The organism is Halomonas sp. IOP_14, from assembly GCF_021021315.1.
GTDB classification, from domain to species: domain Bacteria; phylum Pseudomonadota; class Gammaproteobacteria; order Pseudomonadales; family Halomonadaceae; genus Vreelandella; species Vreelandella titanicae.
Map to the genome: position 1 here is coordinate 1 of NZ_JAINWD010000121.1, position 337 is coordinate 337.

General features: G+C 53.4%; 1 protein-coding gene. It reads left to right on the plus strand.

Annotation, left to right across the window (positions count from 1 at the left end; genetic code table 11):
• The coding region (locus tag K7H09_RS24370) for an AMP-binding protein (protein ID WP_230806397.1) at window positions 1-337 on the plus strand (337 nt) is incomplete at both ends.

A 337-nucleotide genomic window follows, 5' to 3' on the forward strand; every position in this document is an offset into this window, starting at 1 on the left:
AGCTACACCGAACTTAACACCCGTGCCAATCGCCTAGCCCACTATCTGATCGGTCTAGGTGTAAAACCTGAGACTCGGGTGGGTATTGCTGTGGGACGCTCTATCGAGATGGTGGTGGGGCTGCTGGCGATTCTTAAGGCAGGTGGTGCTTATGTGCCGTTGGATCCGGATTACCCCACCGAGCGATTGGCCTATATGGTCGAAGATAGTGGCATTGAACTGCTGCTTATCCAGCAACATCTGAGTGATACCTTGCCAGTGACCGATGGGCTAAACGTTATTGAACTGGATCGCTTGGCTGTGACTCATCATGCGTCAACCAACCCGGAGGTGGCAC